The organism is Verrucosispora sp. WMMD1129 (assembly GCF_029581255.1).
GTDB classification, from domain to species: domain Bacteria; phylum Actinomycetota; class Actinomycetes; order Mycobacteriales; family Micromonosporaceae; genus Micromonospora; species Micromonospora sediminimaris.
In genome coordinates this window covers 6,216,175-6,242,346 of record NZ_CP120741.1, presented here as the reverse complement: position 1 = coordinate 6,242,346, position 26,172 = coordinate 6,216,175, and the positions used below count along the sequence as shown (strand labels likewise).

General features: G+C 70.6%; 21 protein-coding genes. 11 read left to right on the top strand and 10 right to left on the bottom strand.

What is annotated here, in order from left to right:
* The first annotated feature begins 2 nt into the window (after positions 1-2).
* Positions 3-1,850 carry a dynamin family protein gene (locus O7624_RS28920; RefSeq protein ID WP_282238119.1) on the top strand — a complete coding sequence of 616 codons (1,848 nt, stop codon included), beginning with the start codon at positions 3-5 and terminating at the stop codon, positions 1,848-1,850.
* Complete coding sequence (locus O7624_RS28915; RefSeq protein ID WP_282238118.1) at positions 1,847-3,304, top strand: hypothetical protein; 1,458 nt, start codon at positions 1,847-1,849, stop codon at positions 3,302-3,304. The genes O7624_RS28920 and O7624_RS28915 overlap by 4 nt, the downstream gene beginning before the upstream one ends.
* A gap of 70 nt (positions 3,305-3,374) precedes the next feature.
* Here the strand turns inward: O7624_RS28915 and O7624_RS28910 are convergent, their stop codons facing one another.
* Entirely contained in the window at positions 3,375-4,622 is a 1,248-nt protein-coding gene (locus tag O7624_RS28910) for a hypothetical protein (protein ID WP_282238117.1), read from the bottom strand.
* An 83-nt stretch (positions 4,623-4,705) separates the two neighbouring features.
* Between O7624_RS28910 and O7624_RS28905 the strand changes: the two genes are divergently transcribed.
* From O7624_RS28905 to O7624_RS28885, 5 genes are all read left to right on the top strand, one after another.
* Entirely contained in the window at positions 4,706-5,278 is a 573-nt protein-coding gene (locus tag O7624_RS28905; protein WP_282240780.1) for an RNA polymerase sigma factor, read from the top strand.
* Entirely contained in the window at positions 5,271-6,002 is a 732-nt protein-coding gene (locus tag O7624_RS28900; RefSeq protein WP_282238116.1) for a hypothetical protein, read from the top strand. The genes O7624_RS28905 and O7624_RS28900 overlap by 8 nt, the downstream gene beginning before the upstream one ends.
* A gap of 644 nt (positions 6,003-6,646) precedes the next feature.
* Positions 6,647-7,945, top strand: a complete 1,299-nt coding sequence (locus O7624_RS28895) for an extracellular solute-binding protein (protein ID WP_093406988.1) — start codon at positions 6,647-6,649, stop codon at positions 7,943-7,945.
* A gap of 10 nt (positions 7,946-7,955) precedes the next feature.
* On the top strand, positions 7,956-8,978 hold the full coding sequence (locus O7624_RS28890) for a sugar ABC transporter permease (protein ID WP_093406991.1): 1,023 nt from the start codon (positions 7,956-7,958) through the stop codon (positions 8,976-8,978).
* Positions 8,978-9,856: a carbohydrate ABC transporter permease gene (locus O7624_RS28885; protein ID WP_093406993.1), complete on the top strand. Its 879-nt coding sequence runs from the start codon at positions 8,978-8,980 to the stop codon at positions 9,854-9,856. The genes O7624_RS28890 and O7624_RS28885 overlap by 1 nt, the downstream gene beginning before the upstream one ends.
* A gap of 124 nt (positions 9,857-9,980) precedes the next feature.
* Here O7624_RS28885 and O7624_RS28880 read toward each other — a convergent pair whose 3' ends face one another.
* From O7624_RS28880 to O7624_RS28855, 6 genes are all read right to left on the bottom strand, one after another.
* The gene (locus O7624_RS28880; protein WP_282238115.1) at positions 9,981-10,508 is read right to left on the bottom strand and encodes a hypothetical protein; all 528 of its coding nucleotides are present in this window, start codon (positions 10,506-10,508) and stop codon (positions 9,981-9,983) included.
* Positions 10,509-10,619: 111 nt separating this feature from the next.
* A complete protein-coding gene (locus O7624_RS28875) occupies positions 10,620-10,937 on the bottom strand; it encodes a DUF4387 domain-containing protein (protein ID WP_093406998.1) in 318 nt (105 codons plus the stop codon).
* The gene (locus O7624_RS28870) at positions 10,934-12,295 is read right to left on the bottom strand and encodes an acyclic terpene utilization AtuA family protein (RefSeq protein ID WP_282238114.1); all 1,362 of its coding nucleotides are present in this window, start codon (positions 12,293-12,295) and stop codon (positions 10,934-10,936) included. The genes O7624_RS28875 and O7624_RS28870 overlap by 4 nt, the downstream gene beginning before the upstream one ends.
* 6 nt (positions 12,296-12,301) lie before the next feature.
* Positions 12,302-13,912: an FAD-binding dehydrogenase gene (locus O7624_RS28865; protein WP_282238113.1), complete on the bottom strand. Its 1,611-nt coding sequence runs from the start codon at positions 13,910-13,912 to the stop codon at positions 12,302-12,304.
* Positions 13,909-14,841 carry an NAD(P)-dependent oxidoreductase gene (locus tag O7624_RS28860; RefSeq protein ID WP_282238112.1) on the bottom strand — a complete coding sequence of 311 codons (933 nt, stop codon included), beginning with the start codon at positions 14,839-14,841 and terminating at the stop codon, positions 13,909-13,911. Before O7624_RS28860 ends, O7624_RS28865 begins: the two co-directional genes overlap by 4 nt.
* Before the next feature lie 10 nt (positions 14,842-14,851).
* Positions 14,852-16,126: an MFS transporter gene (locus O7624_RS28855; RefSeq protein WP_282238111.1), complete on the bottom strand. Its 1,275-nt coding sequence runs from the start codon at positions 16,124-16,126 to the stop codon at positions 14,852-14,854.
* A 101-nt stretch (positions 16,127-16,227) separates the two neighbouring features.
* Here O7624_RS28855 and O7624_RS28850 point away from each other — a divergent pair, with 101 nt between their 5' ends.
* Positions 16,228-16,917, top strand: coding sequence for a GntR family transcriptional regulator (locus O7624_RS28850; protein ID WP_282238110.1), 690 nt, complete (start codon positions 16,228-16,230; stop codon positions 16,915-16,917).
* A complete protein-coding gene (locus tag O7624_RS28845) occupies positions 16,914-17,993 on the top strand; it encodes a tartrate dehydrogenase (protein ID WP_282238109.1) in 1,080 nt (359 codons plus the stop codon). The genes O7624_RS28850 and O7624_RS28845 overlap by 4 nt, the downstream gene beginning before the upstream one ends.
* 163 nt (positions 17,994-18,156) lie before the next feature.
* On the opposite strand, the gene O7624_RS28840 is transcribed toward O7624_RS28845, so the two are convergent.
* The gene (locus tag O7624_RS28840) at positions 18,157-18,822 is read right to left on the bottom strand and encodes an ATP-dependent endonuclease (RefSeq protein WP_282238108.1); all 666 of its coding nucleotides are present in this window, start codon (positions 18,820-18,822) and stop codon (positions 18,157-18,159) included.
* Positions 18,823-19,002: 180 nt separating this feature from the next.
* Here O7624_RS28840 and rph point away from each other — a divergent pair, with 180 nt between their 5' ends.
* Positions 19,003-21,654 carry a rifamycin-inactivating phosphotransferase gene (gene rph / locus O7624_RS28835; RefSeq protein WP_282238107.1) on the top strand — a complete coding sequence of 884 codons (2,652 nt, stop codon included), beginning with the start codon at positions 19,003-19,005 and terminating at the stop codon, positions 21,652-21,654.
* Between the two features lie 76 nt (positions 21,655-21,730).
* Here the strand turns inward: rph and O7624_RS28830 are convergent, their stop codons facing one another.
* Complete coding sequence (locus O7624_RS28830) at positions 21,731-22,336, bottom strand: DUF998 domain-containing protein (protein ID WP_282238106.1); 606 nt, start codon at positions 22,334-22,336, stop codon at positions 21,731-21,733.
* Between the two features lie 258 nt (positions 22,337-22,594).
* On the opposite strand from O7624_RS28830, the gene O7624_RS28825 reads away from it, so the two are divergent.
* Positions 22,595-24,688, top strand: coding sequence for a glycoside hydrolase (locus O7624_RS28825; RefSeq protein ID WP_282238105.1), 2,094 nt, complete (start codon positions 22,595-22,597; stop codon positions 24,686-24,688).
* Positions 24,689-25,178: 490 nt separating this feature from the next.
* Here the strand turns inward: O7624_RS28825 and O7624_RS28820 are convergent, their stop codons facing one another.
* Complete coding sequence (locus O7624_RS28820; RefSeq protein WP_282238104.1) at positions 25,179-26,075, bottom strand: alpha/beta hydrolase; 897 nt, start codon at positions 26,073-26,075, stop codon at positions 25,179-25,181.
* Positions 26,076-26,172 lie beyond the last annotated feature (97 nt).

Below are 26,172 nucleotides of genomic sequence, written 5' to 3'. Positions count from 1 at the left end.
TGATGGCGGGAATCTGGCTCGACGCGCTCGACGACATCGCCCGCACGTGCCAGGAACATGGTCGGGGTGATCTGCTTCAGGCGGTCCGCCTCAAGCGCGCCCACCTGCTCGATCCGACGTTGACCGTGCTGGTGGTCGGCGAGCCGAACCAGGGCAAGAGTCAACTGGTCAACGCGATCCTCAACGCACCGGTCTGCCCGGTCGGCGACGGAACCACCACAGTGCTGCCGACGGTGCTGCGGCACGCCGAGGTCGCCTCTGCGACGGTGGTGCAGACACCACTCACGAGACCGGGAACGCCGCCGGCCGCCGACCCGCCGGCCGTGCAACGGACGCCGGTGCCGACCGACCAGATCGCCGCCGGGGTCGGTGGCAGCACCGGCCGGCTGCCCGGCGGCGGCCCCGCGTACATCGAGATCGGCCTGCCCCGAGCGCTGCTCGGCGCCGGCGTGGTGCTTGTCGACATGCCGGGCGGCGGTGACCTCGCCGCCGTGGGCGCCGGCGCGCCGGTCGCCGCCCTGGCCCGCGCGGACACCGTGCTGCTGGTCACCGACTCCACCCGGGACCTGGCGGTCAACGAGCTGAACATGTTGCTGCACCTCACCCGGTCGCACTCCAACGTGGCAGTGGTACAGACCAAAACGGACCTGGTGCCGGACTGGCGGGCCGTGGCCGACCGCAACCGGCGGCACCTGGCTGACGCCGGGGTACCGGCCCCCTTGGTCCCGGTGTCCGCCGCGCTGCGCCTGCACGCTGCCGCCACCGGCGACCACGCGCTCAACGCGGAGTCCGGCTTCCCGGCGCTGATCGCCCTGCTCCGGCGACACCTGGCCGCCAAGCCCGACACCCTGGCCCGGGCCGCCGTGGTGCTGACCGCGCGCACCGTGGTGGAGCAGCTCGCCGCCCCGCTACGGGCCGAACTGACCGACCAGCGCTCGGCCGAGGAGTCCGCGCCGATGGCCCGGCTGCACGCGGCGCAACGGGAGGTCGACGAGCTTCGGCGGTGCGCCACCCGCTGGCAGAACACGTTGACCGACGAGATGGCCGATCTGATCTCCGACATCGAGCACGACCTGCGCGACCGTACCCGGCAGATCCTGCGGATGGTCGACGAGGCGTTCGAGACCGCCGACCCCCTTGTGGCATGGGACGCCGTGGCGCAGTGGCTGGAGGAGAGCCTCGTCGAGGCGGCTGCGGCGAACCGGCGGTGGCTGGTGCAGCGGTGCGACTGGATCGCCCGGCGGGTCGCCGAGTCGTTCGCCCGGTACGGCCACGGGTCGCTGCCACCGTGGCCGCTGACCGCCTCGGCGGAGTACGGCGCACCCGTGCCGGAGCTGGAACGTCCCAATGTCGACCGGTTCACCGTCGGCCAGAAGATGTTCACCGGCATGAAGGGCTCCTACGGTGGGCTGCTGATGTTCGGCCTGGCTCTGACCCTGGCCGGCATGCCGATGATCAACCCGATCTCGATCGGCGCCGGTGCCCTGTTCGGCGGCAAGAGCATCCGCGACGAGGGCAAACAGTTGCTGCGCCGTCGGCAGGCGACGGTCAAGGCGGCGGTACAGCGGCACGTCGACGACTTCTTCATCCAGGTCAGCAAGGACAGCCGGGACGCGGCCCGCCGGGCGCAGCGGGTACTGCGGGATCACTTCGCCGCCCTGACCGACGAGTTGCAGACCGCCATCATCGAGTCGCTGCGCAGCGCCAAGGAGGCGGCCGACACCGACGCGGCGGCACGCGAGCGACGCCAGCGGGAGATCCAGCAACGGATGATCCGGCTGGCCGAGCTGTATGAGCAGGCGCAGCAGGTGACCGCCGCCCGCCCGGCGCCGCTGGCGCCGCTGGCATGACCGGCGGGCGACTGGACGCGGAGGTCCGGGACCTGCTGCACCGGGCGCTGCACGGCTACCGCGACAACCCCCGGGCCACCGAGCTGCTGCGGCACCAGTTGGCCCGCTACGACCAGCCGCTGCGGGTCGCCGTCGTCGGCGGGTGGCGCAGCGGCAAGTCGACCCTGCTCAACGCCCTGATGGGCGAGGAGGTGGCCCCGGTCGACGGGAGCGCCTTCACCTGGTACGAGGACGGGCCGCAGCCGGACGCCACCGGGTACTCCACCAGTCACCCCCCGCAGCGGCTGACGGTGCTGCGCTCCGGCACCGGGATGCGGGTCGACCTCACCGGTTGGCGCGCCGGGGAACTGCGCGACATCGTGGTGCGGTGGCCGGCACGCTCGCTGCGGCAGGTGACGTTGCTGGACACACCTGCGATCGGCGCAGCCGACGTGCAGGCAACGGATCCGGTGCTGGCGCGGGTGCTGCGGGAGGCCGACGCGCTGCTGTACCTGACCCGCGACGCCCGGGGAGCCGACCTGCGGATCCTGGGGGCGACCCGGGAGGGCGTGGTCGGGCAGGCCGCACCCGTCCACACGATCATGGTGCTGTCCCGGGTGGACGAATCCGGTGGTGGTCGGGTCGACGCGCTGCTCGGCGCCCGTCAGCTCGCCCGACGGGCGCTACGGGACCCGCACGTCGACTCGCTCTGCGTGACGGTGGTGCCGTGCAGCGGGCTGCTCGGCCTGGCCGGCCGGGTGCTCGGCGAGACCGAGTTCACCGCGCTGGCGGCCCTGGCCCGGGTGCCGCGCGCCGAGCTTGAGCCGTACCTCCTCTCCGCCGAGCGGTTCGCCCGCGGCGAGCCACCGGCCGGGTTGGACGCGGCCACCCGTAACGCGCTGCTGGAGCGGCTCGGCGTGGTCGGGATCCGCCTGGCGGCCACTCTCGTCCGCACCGGCTGCGACAACCGGGTGGCGCTGGCCGCCGAGCTGGTCCGTCGCAGCGGGCTCGGTGAGCTGCGCGAGTCGCTCAACCGCCTCTTCGTCGACCGCCGGCACGTGCTCAAGGCGCGGTCGGCGCTGACGGCGGTGGAGGCGCTGCTGCGGGACGAACCGGGTCCGGCCACCGGCGACCTGCTCGCCGCGCTGGAGCAGCTGCTCGCCGGTGCGCACGAGTTCGCCGAATCCCGGCTGCTGGCCGCGCTGCGGGACGGCCGGCTCGGGTTCGACGCCGAGCTGGCCGCCGAGGCGCGGCGGCTGGTCGGCGGGGACGGCGACGAACCGGCCGCCCGGCTGGGCATCGCGCCCGACGCGACACTGGCGTGGCTGTGGGAGACCGCCGCCGAGGCACGCTGGCGGTGGCGCGAGCATGCCGAGGATCCCGGAATCGCGCTGCCACAGCGGCGGGGCGCGCAGGTGGTGGCCCGCAGCTGCGAGGGTCTGCTCGCCGACCTGGCCGCCGCCCACGCCCGCTAGCTGGAAGTCCCTTGCCGCCTGCGGCGGGCCTCGGCGACGACCGGCCGCGTCGGGGATCGACGATGTCGGGTCAGGCGGGCCGCGCGGGAGCGTGCAGGCCCACCAGACCGGGCACGGCGGCGCGGCCGAGTTCCGCGCCGGTCACCGGATCCTGCCAGCACACCGCTGCCCGCTGGCCCAGGTAGAGGCGAGTGTCGTCCGGGCTGAGCAGGACGCCGGTGACCGGGTCGGCGGTGGCCCGCTCGGCGGTGACGGCGAGACCGGCCAGTTCCACGGCCCGTACGGCGGTGCCGGCACCGAGGAACAGCCGCTCGGTGGAGGCCGCCGCGAACGCCGGACCACTGCCAGCGCCGAGGGTGGCGACGCGGCGTACGGTCAGCTCCTCGGTGGAGATCTCCGCGACGGCGCCGGAGCCGACGTCGGCGACGTAGAGCCGGCCGCCGTCCGGCGCGATGGCCATGGTGTGGCCGTCGGCGGGTCCCTCCCCGAACGGGTGCGGCAGATCCACGCAGTACGCCCACCGCTGTTCCAGGTGCAGCGTGTGCACGAAGGCGTGCACGTCGCTGCCCGGCCGGCCGCTGATCCGGTCCCGGGTGTGCTGATGGTCGGGCTGGTGGGTGTAGAGCGTGTAGAGCACGGCGCGGTTCGGGGCCAGCACCGCCTGCCGTCCGTCACCACGCATCTCCTCCTCCGCGCCCTCCGGCACCGGTGTCTTGGCCCGGGTGAGCAGCGGCCCGGTGACCCCGGTGGCGAGGTCGACCAGGCGTACCCGGTAGCGGTCCGGCGCGGCCGGCGGCAGCCACTCCAGCACGAACAGCCCGGCCAGGTCGTGGGTGAACGCCTCCGGCACCACGTTGCCCGGCAGCCGCAGCCGTTGCCGCACCCCAGCGGCGTCGGCGATCAACACAGGCGTCTCGGCACGTCCGGCGGGCCGGTCCCCGGTGGCGCTGAGGCGTTCGGTGGTGAGCGCCAGCCGGGTGCCGTCGGTGGAGGCGGTCTGCGGCACCCAGCGGCCCGGCAGCCGTACCCGCTCGGAAGCGTCGCCCCGGCCGGCGTCGACGCGCCACAGGTCGGTGTCGGCGCCGTTGGCGGCGGCCGTCCACACCAGCCGCCCGTCGGCGGTGGCCACTCCGGCGCCGATCCGCTGCCGGTCGGTGCCACGCAGCACGGTCAGGCCGCCGTCGAGGGTGACGAGCAGTGGGTCCGGTAGCGGGTCGGCGGCGGCCGGGGTCGGCTCGCAGCCGACCAGGGTGGCGGCGCCGGCCCCGGCCAGGGCGGTCAGCAGGGTACGCCGCGAGAACGTCGTGTTCGCCATCATGACCCGGTGACACCGGCGGGCCGTCCCGGGTTCCCACCCGGCGCGATGGAACCTCGTCGGCACGAGCGGTGTCAGTAGGGGTGATCCCACCGGAGGTAGCCCTGGACGACGAGCAGTTCGTCACCCGCGCGCAGGCAGGTGACCTGGCGGCGTACGAGTCCCTGGTCGCTCGGCACACCGCGGCCGCGTACCGGACCGCGGTGCTGCTCGGCGCGGGCTCCGATGCCGAGGACGTCATCCAGGAGGCGTTCGTGAAGGGGTACCGCAAGCTCGACCGTTACCGCGGCGACTCGTCGTTCCGCTCCTGGCTGCTGGCCATCGTGGCGAACGAGACACGCAACCTGCACCGCAGCCGGGAGCGGCGCAACGGCCTGGCGCTGCGTGCGGCGCGGGTGGCGTCGGGCTCGGAGATCGTCGAGGACGACGCCGTCGGCGCGGTCCTCGCCGGGGAACGCCGCGCCGCCCTCGTGCGGGCACTGCGGTCGCTGCCGTCGCGGGACCGGGAGGTGATCGTCTGCCGGTTCCTGCTGGATCTGACCGAGGACGAGACGGTCACCATGCTGGGCTGGCCCCGGGGCACCGTGAAGTCGCGCACCTCGCGGGCACTTGGGAAACTGCGCGGCCTGCTCGCCGTCGAGGAGGTCAGCCGTGGATGATCTGGAGCGGGAGCTACGCGACCTGTCCGGCTGGCTGTCGACCCCCGAGCCACCGGACGTCACGGCCCGGGTCCGTGCCCGGCTGATCACCGCACCACGCTCCCGCCGCGTCGCGGTCCGACGGCGCTGGCGGTACGCGCTCGCGGCGGCGCTCGCAACGCTGCTGGTGATGCTGCCGTCGGGACGGGCCGCACTCGCCGACGCGATGGCGGGCCTGCTGCGCTTCGCCGGCGTCACCATCAGCACCTCGCCCGACCGGACGGCACCGACCGGCGTCCCGTCACCACCGCCGGGACAGCGCACCGCCACCCTCGACGAGGCGCGCCGGTTGGTGCGCTTCCCGATCCGGACGCCGGCCGTGCTGGGTCCGCCCGAGCAGGCGCTGCTGGCCGACCCGGACGGCACCGGCGCATACCGGGTGGCGAGCCTGCTCTACCGGGCCGGCGCCCTGCGCCTGGACACCTTCGACGGCCGCCTCGATCCGGTCTTCTTCAAGCAGGCCGGCGGGTCGGACGCCGAGTGGACGCAGGTGGGCGCGGCCGAGGCGATTTGGCTCGGTGGCCCGCACCCGGTCTCCTACGTGGACCGCGACGGGATCACCCACCAGGCGAGCGCCCGCCTCGCCGCCGCGACGCTGATCTGGGCGGACTCCGGGGTGACGTATCGGTTGGAAGGCGATCTGACCATGGCCGAGGCGGTGATGATCGCCACCACCCTGGCGTGACACCGCAGGGTCGATTTGGCATTACGTGACGGTCGTACGCTGCTGGTGACAATTCCGCGCAATCATGCCTGTAAGCGTGATCAACCAGTGCCGCCAGGAGTTGCCTGGCGCCTCCATCCGCCCGTGGTTCGGTATCGCCTTCGTAACGGGCCCACAACGATTCCTCGCGGGTGAGCCCGACGATGGCACCCGGAGTCCCTACCGGGATTTTTCCGGGACCAGGATGCGAGCTACCAGGTTGCCGAAGCGGTGCGGCGGGGCTCCCAGCCCAGCTTCCGGACGATTCGGACCCCGTAACCGACCAGTGTTTGTTAGCGCAAACAGCCTGTCACGCAGAGCCACGTTCGTAGCCGCCCTGCTACCGCCACCGATAAACCCGGCTGACCAGCGACGTCGTCACCCCCGACTTCAGGTCACGGAAGTTTCGGAAACGTGTCTTGTTTTTTTCGGACAAGTCTGCGACCGTTTTGGCCGTCGGTGGCCTGGGTCACTCCGAGGTTGATCGCGAGGTGACCGCGAGGCGAGCCCGGACCAGTGCCTGTCGACAGGAAACACCCCTTCGGCGCCGCCACGGCGCACGTGCTGGCCTTCGGCTCGTTCGCAGGGTTGTTTCAGGTTGGCGGACTTGGCAGAGAGGAAGATTGATGAGGGCGAGAAAACTACTGGCTGTGTCGGTAGCCCTGGCGACGGGCGTCCTGGCGACGGCGGCCTGCGGCGGCGACGACTCGGACGGTCGTAACAGCGACGGCTCGGTCACGATGAGCTTCTGGCACAACGCCAGCACCGGGCCGGGCAAGGCATTCTGGGAGAAGACGGTCGCGGACTTCGAGGCCGCCAACCAGAACGTGAAGATCGAGATTCAGTCAATCCAGAACGAGGACCTGGACGGCAAGCTCCAGACCGCCCTCAACTCCGGCGACGCCCCCGACGTGTTCATGCAGCGTGGCGGCGGCAAGATGGCCGCGATGGTCAAGGCCGGCCAGCTGATGGACCTCACCGACTCGATCACCGACGACACCAAGAAGGTGATCTCCGAGGGGTCGTTCACGGCGCAGACGATCGAGGGCAAGGTCTACGCGATGCCGGTGGCCGTCCTGCCCGGCGGCTTCTTCTACAGCAAGGACCTGTTCGCCAAGGCGGGCATCAACCAGCCCCCGGCCTCCCTCACCGAGCTTCAGGAGGCCGTGACCAAGCTGAAGGCGGCGAACGTCCAGCCGATCGCCCTCGGCGCAAAGGACGCCTGGCCGGCCGCCTTCTACTACTACTTCTTCGCGCTGCGTGAGTGCAGCTCGGAGACCATCACCCAGGCCGGTCAGACGATGACCTTCGACGACCCCTGCTGGCTCAAGGCCGGTCAGGACGTGCAGAACTTCGCCGCGTCCGAGCCGTTCAACAACGGCTTCCTGACCACCTCCGCTCAGCAGGGCGCCGGCAGTTCGGCCGGTCTGCTCGCCAACAAGAAGGCGGCGATGGAGCTGATGGGCGCCTGGAACCCCGGCGTCATCGCCTCCCTGACCCCGGACCAGAAGCCGCTGCCCGACCTGGGCTGGTTCCCCTTCCCCAGCATCGAGGGCGGTGCCGGTCAGCCCGGCGCGATCCTCGGCGGTGTCGACGGCTACTCCTGCTCGGCCCAGGCTCCCAAGGCCGAGTGCACCGCCTTCCTGAACTACATCGCGAAGACCGACGTGCAGAAGGCCTACTACGAGGCGTTCAACGCGCCGCCGGTCAACAGCGAGGCCCAGGCCGCCGTCACCGAGCCGCACCTGCAGTCCATTCTCGCCGCCTACAACCAGGCGCCGTTCGTCTCGCAGTGGCTCGACACGGTCTACGGGCAGAACGTCGGCAACGCCCTGAACACCGCTGTGGTGAACATGCTGGCCGGCAAGGGGGACCCGCAGAGCATCGTCGACGCGGTCAAGGCCGCCGCCAAGAGGGCGCAGTAGTCCGAACGCCATGTCTGAAACGCAACACGAGAGCGTACGGCTCGCGCCGGACCCGTCACCGGGTCTGACGAAGGTCGGGGGTGACACGCCGGTCGTGTCGCCCCCGGCCCGGCGCCGCCGACGCAAGGGCATCGGCTGGCCGGCCCGGCTGGAAATCGCGCTGATGACGGGGCCGACACTTATCGTGTTCCTGTCGTTCGTCATCCTGCCCGTGGCCATGGCCGCCTACTACGGCTTCTTCAGCTGGCAGGGCTACGGGCCGGCTGAGGACTTCGTCGGATTCCGCAACTACCTGCTGATCTTCGAAGACAGCACCTTCATCGACGCGCTGCGCCACAACGGCATCATCGTGGTGCTGTCCCTGCTGCTCCAGGGGCCGGCGGCCATCCTGCTCGCCCTGCTGCTGAACCGGCAGATGTGGGGGCAGACGCTGATCCGGGTGCTGGTCTTCATCCCGTACGTCATCGCCGAGGTGGTCGTCGGCACCGGCTGGAGCCTGATGCTGCACGGGGAGGGCGTGGTCAACGCCGTCCTCGAGAAGATCGGGCTCGGCTGGCTGCAGAACGACTGGCTCTCCGATCCGAAGATCGCCATGTGGACGCTGATGGGCATCCTCACCTGGAAGTACATCGGCTTTGCCGTCATCCTCTTCCTCGCCGGGCTACAGGGCATCCCGGAGGAGCTGACGGAGGCCGCGGCGATCGACGGGGCGTCGTACTGGCAGATCCAGCGACGCATCACACTGCCGCTGCTCGGGCCGACGATCCGCATCTGGGCCTTCCTGTCGATGATCGGCGCCCTGCAACTGTTCGACCTGGTCTACATCATCTGGGGCCAGTACGTTGCGGCGACGGCGGGGACGTCGACGATGGCCACCTACATGGTGGCCAACGGACGAAACGCGGGAGAGTACGGGTACGGCAACGCGGTCGCCGTGGTCCTGTTCTTCATCTCGCTCTTCGCGGCCCTGCTGTACCAGCGGTTCATCCTGCGCCGGGACACCGAGGGCGCGATCACCGGAGGGAGGCGCTGATGGCCGTGACCGCCGTAGCGGGGCGCCGGGCGCCGCGCAGGTCATCCCGGTCCAGGAAGCCGTTCAGCTGGACGGACCCGTCGGTGTACTTCATCGCGCTGCTGCTCATCGCGACGATGCTGGCCCCGGTGGTCTACATCATCCTGGGCGGCTTCCGTACCAACGCGGAGATCACCACCGACCCGGCCGGGCTGCCCACCACCTGGCAGACCCAGAACTACCTCGACGTGCTGACCGGGAGCACCTTCTGGCAGCAGGTCTTCAACTCCACAATCGTGGCCCTGGCCACCACGGCGGGGGTGGTGACGCTCGGTCTGATGACCAGTTTCATCATCGCGCGCTACCGCTTCTGGGGGCGGGGGGCGATGTACGCGCTGTTCGCCGCCGGTCTGATGTTCCCGCTGACGGTGGCGATCACCCCGCTGTACATCCTGGTCAAGAACCTCGGGCTGATGAACACGCTGCCGGGGGTGATCCTGCCGCAGATCGGGTTCGGCATTCCGTTGACCATCATCATCCTGGTCCCGTTCGTACGGGCGATCCCCGACGAGATCCAGGAGGCCGCGTCGATCGACGGTTGCAGCCGACTGGGCTTCTTCTGGCGGATGGTGCTCCCGCTGGCCATGCCGGGCGTCATCACCGTGGCCATCCTGACCTTCATCCAGAGTTGGAACGGATACCTGCTGCCGCTGTTCATCCTGAACCGGGAGGAGACCTTCACGCTGCCCCTCGGCGTGCAGGCGTTCGCCTCGGAGTACTCGGTCGACACGGCCAAGGTCCTGGCGTTCACCTCTCTTTCGATGATCCCGGCGCTGGTCTTCTTCAGCCTGTTCCAACGCCGGATCGTCGGCGGGCTGACCGGAGCCGTGAAGGGCTGATCCGTCAGCGGAAGCGGCGGCAGTTCCTCGACGCGCCCGGCTCGCCCGGTCCAGACTCAGGTCTGACCGGGCGAGCCGGGCGCGTCGGCGCGTCGGGCGGTAGCGCCACCCCGGGCGGCGGGGGCTACACCCGGCCTTGCAGGACCGTGCCCATCCGCAACGCGACCTCCTTGCGCCGGCCCGAGTCACCGATGTCGGCCTTGATGCCGCAGAACTCACCGCTGCCGCACGGGAACCACAGCTCGCCATGGATCTCGTCGTAGACGGCCCCGTCGGCGGATCCGCTCACCGGTTCCCCGATCTCGGCCACCGCCTCGTACTCGTCCTTGGACAGCACCGACGCGTGGATCGCCTCACCACCGGAGGTCGCCGTCCACACGCAACCGCCGAGTTGGTAGTCGTGCTGCCCGCCGTCGTGCGCCCCGATCGCGTCCGCGACCTCGTCCGTGGTGAGGCGTTCACACTCCTCACCCTTCGGCTCGGTCAGCGACCCGGCGTCGTCGTCCGGCGCGGCACCGTCGACGCTGTCCGCCGCGCCCGGAGCCGCCCCCGGCGTCGAAGAACCTGAGCCGGCATCGCTCCCACACGCCACGAGCATGGCGAGCACCCCACCGACGACCGCAGCCTGGGCCAGCCTCCTGAGGATCTCCATAGGTCATCCCTCCGCCGCGGCACCGCTTGCCGCCGATGACCAACTTCAGCACGACCAGCCGAAACTTGAATCGGTAGATTCCCCCGGCTTTGCCGGGATCCGGCCGCGCTGTCAGGTGACGGGTGGGACGGCCAGCATCGCCAGCGGCACATGGTGCTGCCCGGCGTGGATGTCGTGGTCGCGCAGGCTGCCCTGCACCACCGGCCGCGGAAACGAGATCTTCACGACGTTGAGCGACGGAATCCGGTAGAACTGGACGTCCTGCGCCGGGACGCCGTAGAGGCGGGCGATCACCGAGGCGTCCAGGAACGCTGGATCAGCGACCACCGCGTAGGCGTCGGCGTCGCGGGCGAACACCTCCATCGTCACCCAGAACGGACCGGCGTTCTTGGACCGGACCTCCAGCGCGAGATCGGCGACCACGGTCATCGGTTGTCCTCCAGGCAGACGCGGAACAGGCTGGTCGGCGACGACACCTCGACGACGTGGTTGAGCACGAACTCGTACACCGCTCCGCGTTCCGTCTCGGCCGGTGACGTGGCGAAGGCGAGGCTGGGCAGGTAGTCCATGTCCGGCGTGGGCAGGTGCAGCATCAGCGGGTTGGCGACCTTCGCGACCGCGGTCGCGGTCGCCTGGTCCGCCGCACGCACCAGGAGCATCACGCCCGCCTCGCGGGGCGGGCCGGTGGCCGGGTCGAGGTCGCCGAGGATCGCGTCGTACCCGTAACGGCGGATGTCGAAGCTGTAGTCGCCCTCGCCCAGCCCGATGGTCCCGGCAACCCACTCGATGATCATCTTGCGGAGCAGGGCGGTCCAGGTGTCGATCTGGCCGAGGATGTGCGGGTCACGAATGGCGGTGAACGACATCGTCTCGTACCCGGTGATCCGGGCGCCCTCCAGCTTGATGGTGTGCTGCGCGGCGGGCTCGAACCGGGAACCCTCGACACGGACGCGCCGCTCGTCCAGAGCGCGGTAGACCGCGTCGCCGACCTCGATGGTGCCGGCCGGCTCGCGCATGGTGAACGGGTTTACCGTCTCGTAGAGCATGTGCGCCGCTACCGAGGTGGGTGTGCAGGCATTGCTCGGATCGAGCGGCTCGATTGTGAAACCGGTCGCGTCCACGGTGGCCAGCACACCACCCGCACGCGGGTTCGTGGTGCACTGCCCACCGCACTCGACGATCTTCGCGGCGTGCCAGACGGGTCCGGCCGGCATGCCCTTGAGCAAGGGATAGGCGGCGGCCACGGCGGTGTCGGTGGCCCGTCCGGCGAGGACCACGTCGGCGCCGGCGGTCAGGGCCGCGGCGATCGGTTCGTGGCCCATCATCCCGACGATGTTGGTGCAGCTGTCCAGTGTCACCCGGTCGAGGTCGCCGGCTGGCGGCAGGGGACGGATCCGGTCCAGATCGAGGTCGGCGGCCTGCTGTGAGCTGTAGATCGTGGCCAGCCGCAGGTCCAGGCCCTCTGCGGCGAGGATCTCCCGGGTGATGCCGGCGACCCAGTCGACACCGGCATCGGTGCCGCTGGTGCCACACGAGCCGACGATCAGCGGAATGCCGGCCGTGGCCGCCGCCCGCAGCAGCAGGCGCAGGTCGCGGGCGACCGCGGCGCGGGCGGTCTTGGCGGTGCCGGTGCCCAGGTAGTAGGGCCCGGAGTCGGTCGAGCCGCCGTCCACGGCGATCACGTCGGCGCCGACAGCCAGTCCACGTTCGACGGTCTCGGGCGGGAATCCGGCGCCGAGCATGCCGATCGGCACGAGGATGCGTACGGAGTCAGGGTTGGTGGCCATCGTTCCTCAATTCTTGGCGATCGCACGGCCGGCCTGCCGGCCGGAGAAGAGACAGCCGCCCAGGAAGGTGCCCTCCAGGGCGCGGTAGCCGTGCATGCCACCGCCACCGAAGCCGCTGGCCTCACCGGCGGCGAAGAGGCCGGGAACCGGCTGCCCGGTGGCGTCCAGGACCCGCCCGTCGAGGTCGGTGTGCAGGCCGCCGAGGGTCTTGCGGGTGAGCACGTGCAGGCGTACGGCGATCAGCGGTCCGGCCTTCGGGTCGAGGATCCGGTGCGGCGGGGCGGTCCGCATCAGCCGATCCCCCCGGTAGTTCCGGAAGTTCCGGATCGCGGCGAGTTGCAGGTCCTTGGTGAACGGGTTGTCCAGTTGCCGGTCGCGTGCCTCGACCACCCGCCGCACCTCGGCCGGATCCAGCAACGGCGTCTCCGTAAGCGCGTTCATCCCGTTCACCAGTTCGTCCAGGTCGGACGCGACCACGAAGTCCGCGCCGTGGTTCTTGAACGCCTCGACCGGCCCCGGCGCACCGGCCCGGATCCGGCCGAGCACCTGGCGGACGCTGCGCGCGGTCAGGTCCGGGTTCTGCTCCGAGCCGGAGAGCGCGAACTCCTTCTCGATGATCTTCTGAGTCAGCACGAACCAGCTGTGGTCGTACCCGGTGGACCGCAGGTGAGCCAGGGTGCCGAGGGTGTCGAGCCCGGGCGAGAGCTCCGCCGGCAGCCGGCGCCCGAGGGCATCCAGCCAGATCGAGGAGGGTCCGGGGAGGATACGGATGCCGTGCCCGTCCCAGATCGGGTTCCAGTTCTGCACGCCCTCCACGTAGTGCCACATCCGGTCGGGGTTGACCACCGCGCCACCGGCCGCCGCCGCAATCTCGATCATCCGGCCGTCCACGTGGGCCGGCACCCCGGAGATCATGTGCGTGGGCGGCGTGCCGAGCCGCTCCGGCCAGTTGCGGCGGACCAGGTCATGGTTGCCGCCGATGCCGCCGGAGGTCACGACCACCACCGGCGCGGACAGTTCGAAGTCCGCGACGACCGTCCGGCTGGTGGCGGTGCCGCGTTCCGCGCCACTCGGTTCGAGGACCTTCCCGCGTACGCCGGACACGACGCCGTTGGTACGCACGATCTCGTCTACCCGGTGCCGGAACTTGACCGTGGCCTTCCCGGCGCGCACCTTGGCGACGAACGGCGCCAGCAGCCCCGGCCCGGTACCCCAGGTGATGTGGAAGCGGGGCACCGAGTTGTTGGCGCGCTCCGCCCAGCCGACGATCGGGAACAGTTTGACGCCGAGCTGGCGCAGCCAGGCGCGTTTCTCCCCGGCGGCGAAGTCGACGTACGCCTCGGCCCAGCGCCGGGGCCACTCGTCCTCCGGCCGGTCGAAACCGGCGTTGCCCAGCCAGTCCTGCCAGGCCAGCTCGCGCGAGTCGCGGATGCCCATCCGGCGCTGCTCGGGCGAGTCGACAAGGAACAGGCCACCGAACGACCAGAACGCCTGGCCGCCGAGACTCTGCTCGGGCTCCTGATCGAGCAGGAGCACATGGTGCCCGGCGTCCACGAGTTCGGCGGTGGCGACGAGCCCGGCCAGGCCGGCCCCGACAACGATCACATCAGCTGTCATCTTCTCTGCTCCGGGTCGATCAGGTGGGCGTTGACGGAGGTCCGCGGGTTACCGGCCAGGGCGGCGACCAGTTCGCGCGCCCCGCACCGGCCCGAGTCGCGGCGGGCCTCGGTTGTCTGGCCGGCCATGTGCGAATAGACGGTGATGCCGTCGACTCCGCGCAGCACGCTCTCGGCGGGCAGCGGTTCGACGTCCACCACGTCGAGGGCCGCCCCGGCGATCCGGCCGGACCGGACCGCCTCGGCCAGCGCGACGACGTCGACGATCGGCCCGCGTGCCGTGTTGATCAGGTGGGCGGTCGGCTTCATCCGGGCCAGCGCCGCAGCGTCGATCAGGTGCCGGGTGCGCGGGGTCAGCGCGGTGTGGATCGACACGTAGTCGGCGTCTCGGAGCAGGTGTTCCAGCGGGATCTCGTGGCCCAGCACCGTCATGCCGAACGCCTCGGCGAGTGGTCGCACCCGCTGGGCCACCGCGCCACGACCGATCAGGCCGAGGATCTTGCCACGCAGTTCGTGCCCGTCCTGGCGCGGCCAGTCACCGGCCGCGACACCGACCGCCATCGGGACCAGATGCCGCGCCTGGGCAAGCAGCAACGCGATGGTGTACTCGGCGACCGCGTTGGCGTTGATCCCCGGCAGGTTGCTGACGCTGATGCCGAGACGGGTGGCGGCCGGTACGTCCACCGAGTCGTACCCGACGCCGGTGCGCACGATCGCCCGCACCCCGGGCGAGGCCGCCAGCACCTGCTCGGTCATCGGCTCGTTGGCGATCAGCGCGCCGTCGGCACCGGTCAGCGCGGCGATCAGGTCCGCCGGCCGGCGCGACCCGCGCATCGGGTCGTGCCGCGTGGTGAAGCCCTGGCCGGTGAGGTAGGTGTCCACCTCGTCCCCGGGGCGCAGGTAGTCGGTAGTGATCAGGATGGTCGGCATCGGCTCTCTCTCAACGTGACAGGGCGGGGGTCGTCTCGCGGACCCGTTCCAGGCGGGCCAGCCGGATCACCACCACACCGGCGAGGGTGGCCAGCACGGCGATGTCGAGCAGCATCCAGTTCCAACCGACCAGGTCGACCGCCGCGCCGACAAGCGCCGGACCGGCGAAGCCGCCCAGGTACCAGGTGACCGCGTAGAGCCCGGTGTAGGCGCCGAGCATCCGGCTGGACGGGGCCAGGTTCCACAACGCGACCGCCGCGTTGATCAGGAATCCGGCGGCGCCCATGGCGGCGGCACAGAACAGCACGACCGTGCCGGTGGGGGTCCGCACGACGGAGCCGGCCGCGAGTGCCGCGGCGAAGACGGCGATGCCGATCAGGATCACCCGCAGCCGACCGAAGCGCTCGGCCGCCAGCGCGGCCGGATAGGCCGCGATCAGGTACGCGACGCCGCTGGGCAGGGTGAGCCCGCCGGCTTCACCGCGGGTCAGGCCGAGCACCTCCATGCCGTACGGGGTCATCAGTGACCGGGACGCGAACCAGGCGCCGCCGAAGAGGAAGACGGTGAGCAGCAGCAGTACCCGCCGCCGGTCCCGGCTGGTGACCAGTTCGGTGACGACCCGCCACAGTGGCGACTTCGTCTGGTCAGGCCCGGCGGTCGCGTCCTCGGCCACGGCGGCCTGATAGGCCGGGGATCGGCTGTCGCGCACCTTCGTGATGATCACGGCGGTGACGACGAGCATGATCGCCGCCGGGATGACGAAGGCCGCCCGGGGGTGGTCGTCCACCACCAGGAGGCTGATCAGCGACGCCACGATGATGGTCAGCGAAGTGGCGATCTTGACGATGGCGTTGGTCCGGCCGCGTCGCTGCGGCGGGACGAAGTCCGGGGTCAGCGCCTCGGCGAGCGGTCGCATGGTGTTCGCGACAAGCGCGTAGCAGACCATCACCGCGACCAGCGTGACCAGCGAGGTGGTCCAGGGCAGGAGCAGGAAGAACAACGCGCCGAGGGGCATGCCCACCGCCAGGTACGGGATGCGCCGACCCCACCGGGTCCGGGTGTTGTCCGACCGGTTGCCGATCCAGGGCTGGATGAAGATCCCCAGCAGGTTGTCCATGCCCATCAGCACGCCGACGAGGGCGGCGCTGGTGACGTGCTCGCGCAGCAGCACGGGCACCTGGTTGTCGTAGAAGTTCCAGGTCGACTCCTGCGCGAACAGCGCGAGGGCGATGAAGAACGTGATCTTCCGGTATGACACCTCGTCGCGAGTCTTCATGTCGGCCATGTCACCTCCACGTAACGTGTGCCGCGTCACGCTAGTTTGCTATAGCAAACTCGTCAACAGTTGCATGCAACTTAGGCAATGGCATGAGTTAGGGTGTGGCCATGACAGTCACGGAGACGCTCGCCGATCAGGCGTACCGTCAGGTCCGCGCCGCCATCGCCGCCGGTGAACTCGCAGCGGGAGAGAAGGTGACCGAGCGCGGCCTGGCCGAACGCCTGGCGATCAGCCCCACCCCGGCCCGCGAGGCGCTGCGGCGGCTGGAGTCCGACGGGCTGATCGAGCGCATCGGGCCGCGTACCGTGCTGGTCGCCGAGATCCGTGACGCCGCCATCGACGACCTCGCCGAGGTCGAGGTCGGCCTGCGCGGCCTGGTCGCCCGGTTCGCCGCCCGGCATGCCACGGCCGACCAGCTCGATGCCCTCGACGAGATCCTCGACCGGGCCGACGACCTGCTGATCCTGCTCAAGGAGCGCCGCACCCAGGGCCTGCCGACCGAGCGGCACCTCACCGCCCTGCTCGACACCATGGTGGAGTTCAACGAGACGGTGAACTCCTGCGCCCACAACCCGGTCCTCGTCCGGATGCTCGGCCAGAGCCGGGTGTTCACCCGCCCTCAGCGGCGGGAACTGCTGTTGCAGCGGGTGGCCGAGGACGACACCTTCGGCATGGAGCGTTACACCAGCCACCGCGCCCTGGTCCGGGCACTGCGGGCCGGCGACTCCGCCGCTGCCGAACGTATCGCCATCGCGGACGCCCAGGGCGGCCTCGACGCACTGCGGAGGGCCCGATGAACCACCGGCTCGCCGTCATCCCCGGCGACGGGATCGGCAAGGAGGTCGTGCCGGCCGGGATCGAAGCCCTGGAGGCGACCGCCGGCCGCTTCGGCCTGCGGCTGGAGTTCACCGACTTCGGTTTCGCCAGCGCTGAGTACTGGCAGCGACACCAGAGGATGCTCCCGGCCGACTGGGAGGAGACGCTGCGCGCCTTCGACGCCATCTACTTCGGCGCGGTCGGCTGGCCCACCGTGGTGCCCGACCACATCTCGCTCTGGGGCAGCCTGCTCCAGTTCCGGCGCACCTTCGACCAGTTCGTCAACCTGCGCCCCTGCCGGCTCATGCCCGGCGTCCGCAGTCCACTCGCCGACCGCGAGCCCGGCGACATCAACTTCCTGGTGGTACGCGAGAACACCGAGGGTGAATACTCAAGCGTCGGCGGGCGCATCTTCGAGGGCACCGACCGGGAAACGGTGCTCCAGGAGACGGTGATGACCCGCATCGGCGTCGACCGGGTGCTGCGCTTCGCCTTCGAGCAGGCACAGAACCGCCCGCGACGACACCTGACATCAGCCACCAAGAGCAACGGCATCGCCATCTCGATGCCGTACTGGGACGAGCGGGTGGCCGCGATGAGCGAGCAGTTTCCCCGCGTACGGGTCGACAAGTTCCACATCGACGCCCTCGCCGCCCAGTTCGTCCTGCATCCCGAATGGTTCGACGTGGTCGTCGCCAGCAACCTCTTCGGTGACATCCTCTCCGACCTCGGCCCGGCCTGCACCGGCACGCTCGGCATCGCGCCGAGCGCCAACATCAACCCCGACCGCCGCCACCCGAGCCTCTTCGAACCGGTGCACGGCTCCGCGCCGGACATCGCCGGCCAGGGCATCGCCAACCCGATCGGCCAGATCTGGTGCGGCTCGATGATGCTGGACCACCTCGGCCATCCCGAGGCCGCCGCCCACCTCCTCGGCGCCGTCGAGGACGTCCTGGCGCTCGGACCGGAGGAGGCGCCCCTCACCCCCGACCTGCACGGCACCGGCACCACCGAGGAGCTGGGCCGGGCAATCGCCGAACGCGTCCGGGAACGCTGAATCTCTTCCGCGCCCGTCCGGGGATTGCCCGGTTGTGGGCAGTACCGCTTGGCGTCAGTGCTGGACGAGCCCACCGACCGGGACCGGCAGAACGTGCCCGGTTTTCGGACGCGTCCGCGCCAGGGGCCGTGCCTCGGCGGAGCGCGCATCGCCGCCACGCCGATCACACGCCGGTGAGCAGCGCGTCGAGGGGCTGGGGCACGGTGTCCCGGGCGACAGCGGCCTCGACGAGCAGGCGGGCGTAGCGCAGGTTGCGGCGAGAACTGCTGCGCAGAAACCGCCACAGCTGTGCGTCGGGATCCCGGCCGCGCCAGGCGGGCTGGCTCTGGAACCCACGGAACAGCTGCAGGTCGCCCTGGGTGTCGAAGAGGGCCTCGACAGCCGAACTGCCGACGGCACGGATCAGCTCGTCCTCCAGGTCGTCGACGCAGACGAAGAAGCCGAGCTGCGCCAACTCGGCGCGGGTGCGGGGCGTACCGACACCAGCCTCGGTCAGCCCACGCCGGAAGATCTCCTCCTCCCGCAGGTCGCAGAGGCCGGCGAGGCGCAAACCGGTCCCGGGTGGGCCAAGCCTGGTCAGGAAGCGACCGATCGCGTGGGCCCCGCCGATCGGAACGATGACGATCCGCTCGGCGGCGAGATCGCGGCCACGAGCGGCCGCAAGCGTTTCCAGGGCGATCTGGTCGCTGATGCCCTCGACGAGCACCACGGCCACGGCCGACTCGACCTGTGCCAGAGCCCGGGCGGTGGCCTGCATCGATGCGGCGTTGCCACCCAACGGCCCGTCCAGACCGGTCCGGGCCGGCTCGCGACGCGAGGTGACATCCATGGTGGGCCTCCCCCGTCCGGTCGGCGGTGGAGCCCCGCGACGGGCGACAAAGACAAAGGCAGAGAGTCACCTCCCTGCCACTCCTAACGTATAGCGCACCGGGGGGCTTGTGGCAAGACCCGGGTTCTGCCGCACAATCGTCGGCCGGACACGGCACCGACGAAGAAACGGGGGCACATCGTGCGGGAGCTGTCGACGTACGGGACGACCGGGCAGTACGTGGTGGGCCTGCGGGACATCGATGAGACACAGCTCGGGGTCGTAGGCGGCAAGGGCGTTCACCTGGGCCTGCTGACGCGGATCGACGGCCTCAGGGTGCCGGCCGGCTGCTGCGTGACCACGGCCGCGTTCCGACGGCTCATGGCCGAGGTGCCGTCGATCGACGATCGGCTCGATGAGCTGGTGCGGCTGGACCCGGACGACCGGGACGCGATCCGGGCGCGCAGCGCCGAGATCCGGCACGCCATCGAAGCCGTCCCTGTGCCGGGTGAGCTGGCGGCGGCAATCGCCGCCGCCGTCGAGGAACTCGACGGGCAGGCCGGGTACGCCGTCCGGTCCAGCGCGACCGCCGAGGACCTGCCGACGGCCTCCTTCGCCGGTCAACACGACACGTACCTGAACGTGCTGGGCGCGACCGCGGTCGTCGAGCACGTCCGCCGGTGCTGGGCGTCGCTGTTCAGCGAGCGGGCGGTGACCTACCGCCAGCGCAACGGCGTCGACCACCGTACGGTCCGGATGGCCGTTGTCGTGCAGCGCATGGTCTTCCCGGACGCGGCCGGCATCCTGTTCACCGCCGACCCGGTCACCGGCAACCGGAAGGTCTCCTCCGTGGATGCCAGCTACGGCCTCGGCGAGGCTCTGGTCTCCGGCCTGGTGAACCCCGACGTGTTCACGGTGCGCGACGGCGAGATCGTCGCCCGGGTGGTCGCCACCAAACGACGGGCCCTCCACGCCCTCCCCGACGGTGGTACGCGGGAACAGCCGGTCGACCCGCAGCGGCGGGAGCAGCCGACCCTGACGGACACCCAGGTCGTACGGCTCGCGCAGCTCGGGCGGCGGATCGAGGCACATTTCGGCTGCCCGCAGGACATCGAGTGGTGCCTGGTCGGCGACGCCTTCCAGATCGTGCAGAGCCGGCCCATCACGACGCTGTTCCCTGTCCCGGCAACCGGCGACCAGGACAACCACGTCTTCGTCTCGGTCGGCCATCAGCAGATGATGACCGATGCCATGAAGCCGCTGGGGCTGTCGATGTGGCAGTTGACGGCCATGGCACCGATGCAGGCGGCCGGCGGGAGGTTGTTCGTCGACGTCACCCAGCGGCTGGCCTCCCCCGCAACCCGCGCCGCCCTGCTGGAGCTCATGGGTAAGGGCGACCCGCTGGTCAGGGATGCGCTGGAGACCATCCTCGACCGCCCCGACTTCATTCCGAACCGGCCGGACCCATCCGCCCCGACGCGGCCCGAGGCGCAGACCGGTGGCGCACCGGCCGCCGGCCCAGCGGTCACTGCGATCGACACGGACCCGGCCATCGTCGCCGGACTGGTCGAGCGCAGCCAAGCCTCCATCGCCGCCCTGCGGCGCGACATCCGGACGCAGACCGGCACGGCGTTGTTCGACTTCCTGACAACCGCGTTTCAGGAACACAAACGAGTCCTCAGTGACCCGCTGAGCATGCAGGCGATCATGGCGGGGATGGAGGCCACCTGGTGGCTCAACGACCACCTCGGGGAGTGGCTGGGCGAGAAGAACGCGGCCGACACGCTGACCCTCTCCGCCCCCGGCAACGTGACGTCGGAGATGGGGCTGGCGCTGCTCGACGTCGCCGATGTGATCCGCCCGCACCCCGAGGTGGTGGCGTTCCTGCATGACGTCGAGAGTGAGAGCTTCCTGGACGACTTACCCAGGCTGCCCGGCGGCACCGAGGCGCGCCACGCCATCGAGGCGTACCTCGACCGGTACGGGATGCGCTGCGTCGGCGAGATCGACATCACCAGGCCACGGTGGCACGAACGTCCCACCACGCTGCTGCCGGTACTACTGGAACACGCCCGGCACGCCGAGCCGGGCGCCGCCGAGCGTCGTTTCGAGCAGGGCCGGCAGGCTGCGGAGCAGAAGACGCAGGAGGTGCTGTCCCGGCTGCGCGCCCTGCCGGACGGGGAGCGCAAGGCCACCGAGACCAAGCGGATGATCGACCGGGTCCGGACCTTCGCCGGCTATCGGGAGTACCCGAAGTACGACATCATCAGCCGCTACTCCGTCTACAAGCAGGCCCTGCTGGCAGAGGCCGAACGTCTCGTCGAGGCACGGGTGATCCGCGAGAAGGAGGACGTCTTCTTCCTCACCTTCGACGAGTTCCACGACGCCGTACGCACCAACCACGTCGACGACCGGCTCATCCGGCAGCGCCGGGAGGAGTTCCGGTCGTACCAGGCGCTCCGACCACCTCGGGTGCTCACCTCCGAGGGTGAGGCCGTCGCCGGAGCGTACCGACGCGACGACGTGCCGGCCGGCGCCCTGGTCGGCCTGCCGGTCTCCACCGGGACCGTGGAAGGGCGCGCCCGGGTCATCCTGGATCTGGCCCAGGCCGATCTCGAACCGGGCGACATCCTCGTCACCACCCACACCGATCCCAGCTGGACGCCCCTGTTCGTCGCCGTCGCCGGCCTGGTGACGGAGGTCGGCGGGCAGATGACCCACGGCGCGGTGATCGCCCGGGAGTACGGCCTGCCAGCCGTCGTCGGGGTGGCAGACGCCACCCGACTGATCCCCGACCGGCAGCGGATCCGGGTGCACGCCACCGACGGCTACGTGGAAATCCTCCCCCGATAGACGCGCGGCCGCCGGCTACGCGAACCTCAGCGATCGGGCGGCGAGACCGAGGGCCGGTTCACCGGTTGCCGTACAGCTACCAGCCCAGGCCGAGGGCCTGCGCGGTGAAGAGGGCGGCCAGCCAGCCCCACCCAGGGATGACGATGGCGCGCTGGATGAGGCCGAGGCGTGGTGACACCTCCTCCCACGCCCTGCCGAACCAGCCGAATCCGACGAACAGGGCGACGGCGAGACCGGCCGAGACGATCCGCCACGACGTCCCGGGCAGCGTGAACGCTCCGATCGCCACGGCGAGGGGCAGGGACAGGAAGACGACGGCGCCGGCAAAGTCGTGGAGTCGGTGCTGAGCGCTGTGCTCCTCGGGTATCCCGGCCGGAGCACCCGGCGGATATCCAAGCATCGGGTCCATCCGGAACAACCCGGATGCGACGAGGGCGAGCCCGAACACGGTCAGCACCACACCGAGCAGGACGCTCGGCCCGTCGAGGAGCACCCCGACCGCCCCCACCGTGATCGCCGAGCCGGAGACGACGAAATTCGTCGTCTGGATCCAGCCGCGCCGGCCGAGCGCCAGCGCGCTGATCGGGTGGCGTGCCGAGGCGTAGTCCGGTCGACTCCAGCCGTCGGCGAGGAACACCAGCACGAACAGCACTGCACCGATGGCGCCTACCCACAAGGCCACGTGACTTCTTCCTGCCGTCTGCCGGGCTCTCCGGCGGCTTCAGTACATCGCGTCAGCCCCCGGGCCGGACAGTGCCGCTCGTCATGAGATCGGGCAGGGCGAAGCGGATGACCGATCCACCTTGCCCGTCGATACGACAACCCATAGCCTTGATTCGCAGACGTCTATGGATCACCACCCACGGCGTCGCGATGGTGTGGCTGCCCGCGTTCCCGCTGGCCGTACCGCCGGGTGGTTGCAGCGACGGGGGATTCCTTGATGCGACGACCGACCACGTGGACGATCCGGCTGGCCACCGCCCTGGTCGCCGTTGGCGGCCTGGTGGCGGCGACGGCTGGGGGCGGCATCGCGCACCGGTCCGCCACCCCACCCACCGCCGTGGTCGACTGGAACGCCGAGCGGCAGACGGTAGACGGCTTCGGCGGGTCCTTCGCCTTCCACAAGGCGGGCGGCGTGCAGCGGCTCGGCGAGCCGCTCACCTCGCAGATGCTTGACATGATCTTCGACGACCGGGCCGGCATCGGCCTGGACATCGTGCGCGTCATGGTGGGTGACGGCGGCGTGTGGGGCGACCAGCTCTACGACGGGCCGACGCAGACGATCGAGCCTGAGCCGGGCACCTTCGTGTGGGACCGGCCCGACTGGGCGCAGCGCAAGGCCGACTTCGACGCGTACCAGGTCTGGTTGATGCGACAGGCGCAGGCACGCGGCGTCGAGACGATCCTCGCCAGCGTGTGGAGCCCACCTGCGTGGATGAAGCAGAACAACAGCGTCACCTCCGCCAGCCCCACCGGCGCACCGAACAAGCTCCGACCCGACATGTACCAGGCGTTCGCGGACTACCTGGCGGAGTACGTGCTCGGTTACGAGCGCGAGTTCGGGATCAGGATCACGCACCTCTCTCCGACCAACGAACCCGACATCTCCACCGGTTACTCCAGCTGCCAGTGGACCGCCGAGGAACTACGCGTCCTGGTCCGCGACCACCTCGGTCCCACCTTCGAACGACGGGGTGTCACCGCGAAGATCGTGCTCGGCGAGGGCGTCGGCTTCCACGAGGGGTACGCGCTGCCCGCGATCACCGACCCGGCGGCGAACCGGTACGTCGACGTCGTCGCGGCGCACGGCTACGCCGGGCTGGTCGACGGCGCCACCCGGGCCGCGCCCACCGCGTTCACCACCTCGCACACGCTGGGCAAGACCATCTGGCAGACCGAGTACATGAACCAGGGCGCGCCGCGCGACCGGCTGTTCGTCAACAACACGATAAGCGACGGCCTGCGCTACGCGACCCTGATCGGCAACCTGTTCGACGAGACCCGGCTGGGCGCGTACTTCTGGTGGTGGCCGGTGGCGAACAACGGTGCGGACGGCTCGGACCTGATCCGCCTGGTCAACACCGGCACCCCGCAGAGCGGCAACCCGACCGAGACCGGCCAGTACCGCATCTTCAAGCGGTACTACACATTCGGCCAGTACAGCCGCTTCCTCGACCCCGGCGACGTGATGATCGACGCCACCAGCACGCCCGCGCCCGGGGTGACGGTCACCGCGTACAAGGACGAGTCGACGCACGACTTCACCATCGTCGTGGTCAACAACAACCCGAACGACGTCCCGCTCAACGTCGACCTCACCGGCGGCTTCCCGCTGCCACCGGAGACCAGGCAGGACTGCAAGCGAGGTGGCTGGGCCAGCTTCGTCAACCCGACCTTTCGCAGCCAAGGCGAGTGCGTCTCTCACGTCGCCGCCGGGAAGGGTCCACGTCCGTCGATGGTGCCGTACCGCACGTCGGGCAACGAGAACATGAAGAAGCTGGCCGACATCCGCACCCACGGCGGATCCTTCCGCACGCATCTGCGGGGTCACAGCGTGACCACGTTCGTGCCGAAGTGGTCCGAGCTGCCCGCACTGCCCGACCGCAAGGACGTCTTCTCCACCTATCTGGCCGAGGAGAACGACGGGCAGTCCGCCGGGCTCCGGGTGACCAGGACGCCCGAGCACGGCAAGGTCCTCACGGGCGTACGCGACGGCAGCCACCTCCGCTGGGCGAACGTCAACTTCGCGGACGGCTCGGCGGCGGGCTTCGCCGACCAGAAGGGCCAACTTCGCCTGCACGCCACCGTCGCCCCGATGGCCGGCGGCGTCATCGAGGCACGGATCGGCAGCCCGGACGGGCCGCTGGTCGGCTCGATGACCGTACCGCCGGGGTCCGGCGCCGACTGGGTCACCGCGACGACAGAGATCGACACCAGCCCGCAGGCCGCGAACGGCTTCCACGACCTCTACCTGGTCTTCACCGGCGGTGCCGGCACCCTCTTCACTGTGGACCGCGCCGAGTTCAGCGACTGACCATACGCCGGCTCGTCGTGCACACGGTCGCGCTCAGCGCCGCCACCCTCCCAATCACCCGCCTGCTCGCCAACGGCGGCATCCACAGCTGACGGAGACGCCCACGCCGCAGGCACCGGCCGGCCGGGCAGCCTCCGCCACGGGCATTCCTCCCCGCAGGAATTCCGGCGGCAGCGTCCGCCGGTCGTCACCCTCGGCGACATCACGTCCGACCGCCAACCTACCCACGCCCCGCTTTGCTCTGCTTCAACCGACGCAACAGTCACGCTCTGTGCCGCCGCCCGGTCGAACGGCAGATCACCACCGATGCGCCACTGCTGCTCAACGGCTATTGCGTGGGTTGAAGCAGAGCAAAGCGTGGCTAGTGCAGCTCGGGAGAGCGGGCCGGGAGTGACACGCTGAGTGAGTTTCACCCAGGGTCATCAACAAGGTGGATGCAGACCGATGTCCTGACGGACGGCCCGGCCGGGGCCCCCGGCCGGGCCGTCCGTCACGCCGGCCGAGCGGGCTCTCGGGCCAGCAGCGCGCGTAGCGCCCGGACCACGTCGGCCGGGGCCTCCTCGGCCATGAAGTGACCGCAGGTAACCGTCTCGTGCACCAGGTCCGACGCCCAGCCACGCCACAACCCGGCGGCGTCGTACCCCAGAGCCGCACCCCAGTCCTGCTGAAGCACCGTCACCGGCATCCGCAGCCGGTTACCGGCCGCCCGATCGGCCCGGTCGTGGATGACGTCGATGCCCGCGGTGGCCCGGTAGTCGGCGACGATCGAGTCCACCGACGCGCGGGACGCCGCGAGGTACGCCGCACGTACGTCCGCGGGAATGGCGCCGGGGTCACGGGTCCAGACGTCCAGAAAGTGGCCGAAGAAGGCGTCGGCGCTCGCCGCGATCATCTGTTCGGGCAGGCCGGGTGGCTGCGCCATCAGGTACAGGTGGAAGCCGACCGCCGCGTCCACGCCGTGCAGCACGTCCCACATGTCGAGGGTGGGCAGCACGTCGAGAATGGCGAGACGGGTGATGCGTTCCGGGTGGTCGAGTCCGGCACGGATGGCGACGAGGGCTCCCCGGTCATGGCCGGCCAACGCGAAGCGCTCGTGCCCGAGCGCCTTGGCGAGCGCGACCACGTCGGCGGCCATGGTTCGTTTGGCGTACGCGGTGCCGTCCGGATCGGCGGGCTTGTCGCTGGCGCCGTAACCGCGCAGGTCCGGCACGATCACCGTGTGGTCAGCGGCCAGGTCGGCGGCGACGTGCCGCCACATCAGGTGGGTCTGCGGGAAGCCGTGCAGCAGCACGATCGGGCTGCCGGAGCCGCCGACGGCGGCGTGCAGTTCCACCCCGTCGGCGACGGGAACGCGCTGCTGATCGAAGCCGCTGATGCGCGGGGTCATTCGAGGTCCTCCGGATCACGTGGGTGTCGAACGGCGGTTGCCGGTCGTCCACACCGAGGTTCGCCGGGCCGGATCAGCAGCGGATGAGTGCCCGATG

Excerpts from the sequence above, each read along its gene's own strand:
- O7624_RS28840 (WP_282238108.1), bottom strand. The coding sequence starts at position 18,822 with ATGGATGTCACCTCGCGTCGCGAGCCGGCCCGGACCGGTCTGGACGGG.
- O7624_RS28875 (WP_093406998.1), bottom strand. The coding sequence starts at position 10,937 with ATGACCGTGGTCGCCGATCTCGCGCTGGAGGTCCGGTCCAAGAACGCC.
- O7624_RS28820 (WP_282238104.1), bottom strand. The coding sequence starts at position 26,075 with ATGACCCCGCGCATCAGCGGCTTCGATCAGCAGCGCGTTCCCGTCGCC.
- O7624_RS28890 (WP_093406991.1), top strand. The coding sequence starts at position 7,956 with ATGTCTGAAACGCAACACGAGAGCGTACGGCTCGCGCCGGACCCGTCA.
- O7624_RS28860 (WP_282238112.1), bottom strand. The coding sequence starts at position 14,841 with ATGCCGACCATCCTGATCACTACCGACTACCTGCGCCCCGGGGACGAG.
- O7624_RS28850 (WP_282238110.1), top strand. The coding sequence starts at position 16,228 with ATGACAGTCACGGAGACGCTCGCCGATCAGGCGTACCGTCAGGTCCGC.
- O7624_RS28920 (WP_282238119.1), top strand. The coding sequence starts at position 3 with ATGGCGGGAATCTGGCTCGACGCGCTCGACGACATCGCCCGCACGTGC.
- O7624_RS28910 (WP_282238117.1), bottom strand. The coding sequence starts at position 4,622 with ATGATGGCGAACACGACGTTCTCGCGGCGTACCCTGCTGACCGCCCTG.
- O7624_RS28915 (WP_282238118.1), top strand. The coding sequence starts at position 1,847 with ATGACCGGCGGGCGACTGGACGCGGAGGTCCGGGACCTGCTGCACCGG.
- O7624_RS28870 (WP_282238114.1), bottom strand. The coding sequence starts at position 12,295 with ATGGCCACCAACCCTGACTCCGTACGCATCCTCGTGCCGATCGGCATG.
- O7624_RS28845 (WP_282238109.1), top strand. The coding sequence starts at position 16,914 with ATGAACCACCGGCTCGCCGTCATCCCCGGCGACGGGATCGGCAAGGAG.
- O7624_RS28865 (WP_282238113.1), bottom strand. The coding sequence starts at position 13,912 with ATGACAGCTGATGTGATCGTTGTCGGGGCCGGCCTGGCCGGGCTCGTC.
- O7624_RS28895 (WP_093406988.1), top strand. The coding sequence starts at position 6,647 with ATGAGGGCGAGAAAACTACTGGCTGTGTCGGTAGCCCTGGCGACGGGC.
- O7624_RS28880 (WP_282238115.1), bottom strand. The coding sequence starts at position 10,508 with ATGGAGATCCTCAGGAGGCTGGCCCAGGCTGCGGTCGTCGGTGGGGTG.
- O7624_RS28855 (WP_282238111.1), bottom strand. The coding sequence starts at position 16,126 with ATGGCCGACATGAAGACTCGCGACGAGGTGTCATACCGGAAGATCACG.
- O7624_RS28825 (WP_282238105.1), top strand. The coding sequence starts at position 22,595 with ATGCGACGACCGACCACGTGGACGATCCGGCTGGCCACCGCCCTGGTC.
- O7624_RS28885 (WP_093406993.1), top strand. The coding sequence starts at position 8,978 with ATGGCCGTGACCGCCGTAGCGGGGCGCCGGGCGCCGCGCAGGTCATCC.